The 5694-nt window shown below is 59.6% G+C and carries 5 protein-coding genes and 1 tRNA gene; 2 read left to right on the top strand and 4 right to left on the bottom strand.

Annotated elements, in window-relative coordinates; translation table 11 throughout:
* Positions 1-55: 55 nt before the first annotated feature.
* The 4 genes from HNR46_RS20105 to HNR46_RS20090 all read right to left on the bottom strand — a co-directional run bounded on the left by HNR46_RS20105 (position 56) and on the right by HNR46_RS20090 (position 4542).
* Positions 56-571 carry a sulfatase-like hydrolase/transferase gene (locus HNR46_RS20105; protein WP_184022434.1) on the bottom strand — a complete coding sequence of 172 codons (516 nt, stop codon included), beginning with the start codon at positions 569-571 and terminating at the stop codon, positions 56-58.
* A gap of 87 nt (positions 572-658) precedes the next feature.
* Positions 659-2200: a LamG-like jellyroll fold domain-containing protein gene (locus tag HNR46_RS20100; RefSeq protein ID WP_184022431.1), complete on the bottom strand. Its 1542-nt coding sequence runs from the start codon at positions 2198-2200 to the stop codon at positions 659-661.
* A complete protein-coding gene (locus HNR46_RS20095; protein ID WP_184022429.1) occupies positions 2197-2763 on the bottom strand; it encodes a sigma-70 family RNA polymerase sigma factor in 567 nt (188 codons plus the stop codon). The genes HNR46_RS20100 and HNR46_RS20095 overlap by 4 nt, the downstream gene beginning before the upstream one ends.
* A gap of 111 nt (positions 2764-2874) precedes the next feature.
* A complete protein-coding gene (locus HNR46_RS20090; RefSeq protein ID WP_221285307.1) occupies positions 2875-4542 on the bottom strand; it encodes an alanine/glycine:cation symporter family protein in 1668 nt (555 codons plus the stop codon).
* A 185-nt stretch (positions 4543-4727) separates the two neighbouring features.
* Here HNR46_RS20090 and HNR46_RS20085 point away from each other — a divergent pair.
* Positions 4728-4802 (top strand) — tRNA-Val (locus HNR46_RS20085).
* 215 nt (positions 4803-5017) lie between these two features.
* Positions 5018-5632 (top strand): SOS response-associated peptidase, encoded by a 615-nt coding sequence (locus HNR46_RS20080; protein ID WP_184022428.1) that lies wholly within the window; start codon positions 5018-5020, stop codon positions 5630-5632.
* The last annotated feature ends 62 nt before the right edge of the window (positions 5633-5694 follow it).

Genomic DNA, 5694 nt, shown 5'->3' with positions numbered 1-5694 from the left:
CCGAAGAAGCTCAGCCGGATCATCCAACTAACCAAGCTCGCCCAAGACGCTGGCATCACCTGATATGCCTGCTACTTTTCGGACGATGCACTAGCGACGATTCAAACCCATACTCCTGCGGAAACGGGGCATCGTTCACGTCGCGACCGCCACCCATGTGCCATTTCCCGAACTGCCCCGTCGCATAGCCCGCATCGCGGAAAAGTCGAGCAGCCGTGCTCACGTCCGGCTGCAGCCAATCATTCATCTTCCGGTTCTGATTCGCCGCATGATTGTCGAGATAACTCATGATCCCGTGACGACACGGGTGCATTCCCGTCAACACGCCCACCCGCGATGGAGAACAAATCGGTGATGCCACGTACCCCTGCGTGAACCGGATTCCCTCTCCTGCCAACTGGTCAAGGTGCGGCGTGATCGGTCCGCCCTGCTTATCAAGCACCGGGCTGCCGTAGCACGACATATCGCCCCAACCGATGTCGTCGATAAAGATGAAAAGAATGTTCGGGGGAGCTGCCGCCGCAATGCTGGCACTGATGGCCAGCGCGAAGCTGGCGAGAAGTTTTCTCATGGATGAATCGGGTTTGAAAAAGTCCGCGGCCGGGTCGCCGCGTCCTTCTCTGCATGTCACCCCAATCCAAAAGGTTCGGCTGAAACCTTACTTTGTCTCCTCGGGTGGCACACCCCGCAACTGCTGAATCCGCTCCAACGGCAACGCCGCCTCAAACACAAAGACCTCGTCAATCTCTCCGCGAAATCCCCGCGTCCGCGATGGCCGATCCGTATAGCCCACCACAAGAGGCATCGATTTCTCCCCACGCACCCGAGTCCGGGGTCCACGCACCCGCCGCGGATTCAACGCCGACAAAGATCGATCCAGCGGCTCCTCGCGACCATCGACATACAAGTGCACGATCACTCGGTCCGGATCATCCCCATGCGGACGAAAACTCGCCGCGACATGGTGCCACCGGCCGTCCGCCAAATCAGTACTGCCGGTGAACAAATACTGGTCCAACGACAACCGCACGACGGCGGCATGAGCCTCGTTCGGCTGCAACACCAACAACTCGCACTTTCCGGCCAAGCCCACCGTAGGATCCCCCCACCCGACGATGGACTGGAATTGCTGCCATGGCGCTTTTTCATTCAACCGAATCCACGCCGCGAGCGTCCGTGGTGCCACCCCTTCGATCCCGGCCCAGTCCGTCCGCACCGGCGTCGCTCTCCCCTCGAATCGCGCCGCAGTTCCCCACGGTCCTGGCACCCACGCCGGCCCCTTGCGCACCGCCTTCACTGCCATACTCGCTGCCACCGATGCCGTCCCTTGGGCATGCAAGCGTCCGTCCCCATCCGGCTCAAAATCCAAATGCACATAAGGCAAGTCCTTCGGCAGCGATTCATAGAACCATCCCGGCTCCGCATCCGTCTCTGCCAGCCGACCCGCCGGCGTGATCCTCCGCGCTCCCCCTCCCTCCACCACCGTGGACTCCCGCACACCCGTCAATGCCCGCACCTGCACCCGCCCCTGGAACACATGCACCTGAGGTTCCTTCTCCGGCTGATCCAGCACCCCAAAATCCGTGCCCAAATCAACCGCCTCCCAGCTCCCACCCCGCACCGTGAATCCGCGGGCATCATACGGCACCTGAAAGCGCCCCCGTCCTTCCACCATCCGCAGCCGGGAAAGACTCTCAAAATCCACCACCGATGGTGCCTGCAAAATCCCCCGCACCCCATTTCCCAGCTCCAACAACAACGTGCCCTCCGCCAGATCGATCGTCGATCCCGGCAAAAACGTTGATCCCTGGCGCGGAGCCCCGTCCGCTCCAGTGATCGCATACCGGCTTCCCGGCGCCGCCGTCACCGTCAACATCGCAGGCTGCGAGCGCAAATGAATCACCTGGAGCAACACCGCCACCAAAGCCAAAACGGCCACCGCCGCCACCACGGCCACTCGCAGTTCCTTGCGCGACTGCTCCCGCAGAATCCGATCAATCGGGATCACCTGCGGTCGCTTCGCCATGGGTCCACCCGTCGACTCAAGCTCCAGCATTTCCTGGAGCAGATGCGACTCTCGAAACAACCGCCGACGCTCCGCCGAAGTCAACAACTCGGCCTCCAACTCGCGCAATTCCGCCTCACTGCACGTCCCGTCCAGCTCCGCCTGCACCAACATCTCAAACCGTCGCCGCGTCATTGCGAAAAGGGACTGGTCCGAAGTTCCGATTCGATGCACCTCCGCAATGCGATCCGTAGCCGAAACAACATCGCCCTCAACGAGGCCGCACTGCGCCCACTGCGATCCGCTCGCTCCTTCACAGCACCATGCTGCGCATAGCGCTCCAATAGCAGCGTCCGATCCTCCTCCGGCACCCGCTCAAGGCACCGCCGCAAGGCCGGCAATCGCTCCTCGATCCGGGGATCCGCTTCCTCAAACTCCTCCGCCAATCGCTCCAGCAACTCATCCCCAAACACCAGTCGCTTGTCCCGCCGCGCCCGCTTCTGGCTATTCATCACCACATACCGCGCACAGGTATACGCCCAGTTGCGGAAACTCGTCCCCGGCTCGAAATCGTCCCGCTTCTTCCACAACACCAAATTCACCTCCTGCAGCACGTCCGCACGGGCATCCACCGCCGGCAACAGGTGCCCGATGAACGACCTCAGCTCCGGCTGAACCTGCAACAACTCACAGACGAAATCTGCGGCGCGCTTCTCACCGGAACTTTCAACTTCATCGACAACGGGAATCCTTTGCATGGGCCTGGGTAGCGGAGAGACCCTGCGGCCCTCCTCCCATGGCATTTCCCAGCGCGACCGGAACGTTCCCGAAAAATTCGAAAATTTTACCTGAGCACTCGCCCTTCCGCCTCAGCGTCCGCCCGCTTCCACCTCCCGCTCGGCCTCGTCGAGCGATTTCCCTTGGTCAATCAAGCGCGTAAACCGGGTGAACTTCGACAACTCCCTACGCACCACCGGCAACAAGAAATACACCCCAATCAAGTTCGGGATACTCATCGCAAACAACGATGCGTCCGAAAAATCCACCGCACTGCCCATCGACGCCGAAGCCCCTGCAATGATGATCGCACAAAAAATCAACTTATAAATCAGGTCTGCCACCTTCTTCGTTCCGAACAGGAACTGCCAAGCCTGCAGCCCGTAGTAACTCCAGGTGATCAAAGTCGAAAACGCAAACAACGTCACGCACGCGAACAGCACATAACGGAAAGCATCGTGCACCGTCTCAAATGCCGCCGAAGTGATCCCAATCCCGAACGAAGTCGCCGAATTCGTCGCAGCACCCAACTCATAGCTCTGACCATTCACCGAAAACGTGCCCGCATCCCCATCGAAATACATCGTCGTCACCAACACCAGCGAAGTCATCGTGCACACGATCACCGTATCAATGAAAGGCTCCAACAACGCCACCACCCCTTCACTCGCCGGCATCCGCGTCTTCGCCGCCGAGTGAGCAATCGGCGCCGAACCGATCCCTGCCTCATTCGAAAACGTGGCCCGCCGCATCCCCCACACAAACGCTGCCAGAATCCCCCCCGTCACCGCCGCCCGCGGCTTGAACGCCTCCGAAACAATCTCACCAATCGCCGCCGGAATGTGCGAAGCATTCACCCCCAACACAATCAAAGCACTGACCACATACACCAAACACATCAATGGCACCAATTTCGACGTCACCTTCGCAATGCTCTGAATCCCCCCAATGATCACCAAAGCCGTCAAAACCGCCACGATCAGCCCGAACACCCACTGCCGCTCCGCAAAAAAGCTCCCCTCAGCCCCACCCGTCACATTGATCAATTGCGCCGTCGCCTGATTGATCTGGAACACATTCCCGCCACCAAACGACGCAAACACGCAGAAAATCGCGAACATCACCGCCAAAATCTGTCCAACCGGCTTCATGCCCAACTCCGCAAATCCCTTTCGCAGATACTGCATCCCGCCACCGTGAATCCGCCCTTCCGAATCGATCTCCCGGTACTTCACCCCCAGCGTGCACTCCGCGAACTTCGTCGCCATGCCAAGGAAACCACTCAGGAACAACCAAAATGCCACCCCCGGGCCGGCAATGCTGATCCCAATGGCCACCCCCGCAATGTTTCCCAGACCCACCGTGCCCGAAACTGCCGCCGTCAACGCCTGAAAGTGCGTCACTTCACCCGGATCATCACTCCGGCTGTACCTTCCCCGAACCGTCCGCACCGCCAGCGGAAACGCCCGAATATTGATGAAATTGAACGCCAACGTCATCACCACTCCCGCAGCCGCCAGCCACAGCACCACCCACAAAACATCATAACCCTGAATCGGGATCGTCTTGAAAATCCAACTCACAAACGGCCCCGTCGCCTTCCCGAACGCCTCGTCGATTTTTTGATCCATCGACTTCTCCGCCTCCTGCGCAAACGCCGGAGCCAAACTCAGAAAAAAGGCCGCCCAAACAGCGAACCAACGAAACGGACGGGAAAACAAACGGGCGGACATCTTGCCGCGCAGGCTGGCAACTTGCATGCCAGTCGGCAAGAACGGAGGGAATTCCTTCCGTTAGACCCCGAAACTACGCCCTTTCCCCCCCTGGCGATCCCCCCCACCACGCTTCCACCAGCGTCGCCCCGCTCTCAGATCAAAATCCGATCCCAGACTTGCCAGCCCGCGCTCAACCCGCTTTCCTCCCGGCCGTCTTCCACGATTTCCCTGCACGGGTAGCTCAGCGGTAGAGCAACCGGTTTACACCCGGTCGGTCGGCGGTTCGATCCCGTCCCCGTGTACCATTACTCCCAATATCTTATGAAGATTTGGCATTGTCTTTTGGCAATCTCCTGCCCGTTCTCTGACCTTATTTTCTGAGAAATGTCCCAGTTTTGCTGCTACCCCTTCGTCAGCAGTGCCACAGAACTCGGCAATCCCGGGTGAAATCCCTGCCCTGCAAGGGCTCCTGTCGGCATCGAGCCGGAAAGGATGATTCGCCCTCCGAGAAAGGTCCCCCATGTGTACCGCCTACGAGGTTGGCAGGCGTGGTGGATCATTCCCCAGCTTCCTCAAATCCAAGGCCACTGCGGAATTGCTCCGCTTGGGCAAGCCATCGCTCATCAGGCCGACTCTTCCTGCACCTGTGCTCCTGCCGGATGGAAGCCTGGCAATAATGTCATGGGGCTTCCGTCGAACACTCCCGTCGAACACAAAGGGCAAAGCTCCGACCAAGCGAACGATCGTCAACAGTCGAGAAGACATGCTCGACGGCCGGACATGGAAAAAGGCATTCGCCGAGCGTCGCTGCATCATTCCGGCCTCCTGCTTCTATGAGTGGACCGAAGGCCCAGGAGGCAGGAAGATCCCGCTGCGGTTAGACCCGCAGGAAGACGCGCTGCTCTGGATCGCCGGCATTTGGGAAAAAAGCGACGAGCACGGGCAGTGCTTCTCAATGATCACGACAGAGCCAAATGAGCAAATTGCGCCGGTTCATGATCGGATGCCGGCGGTTCTGTCGTCGGGTCAGCTCAGGCCCTTCCTTGAAGGCGATCTGGGCGAATTCGGGCCGTCCCCGGTTGGCCTTAGTTCTACTTCGTTCAATTGCTTGAGGAATGATGCGGGACGTGCATGATGCCTTCGGCTTGAGGGGCTTCGGCCTTGGACAGCGAACCGGAACTCCGTTCTGACAACCTG

The sequence above is a fragment of the Haloferula luteola genome (genome assembly GCF_014201715.1).
In the GTDB taxonomy this organism is placed as follows: Bacteria; Verrucomicrobiota; Verrucomicrobiia; order Verrucomicrobiales; family Akkermansiaceae; genus Haloferula; species Haloferula luteola.
Note: the sequence above shows the minus strand (reverse complement) of the source record. Positions and strands in the feature narration are given on the sequence as shown.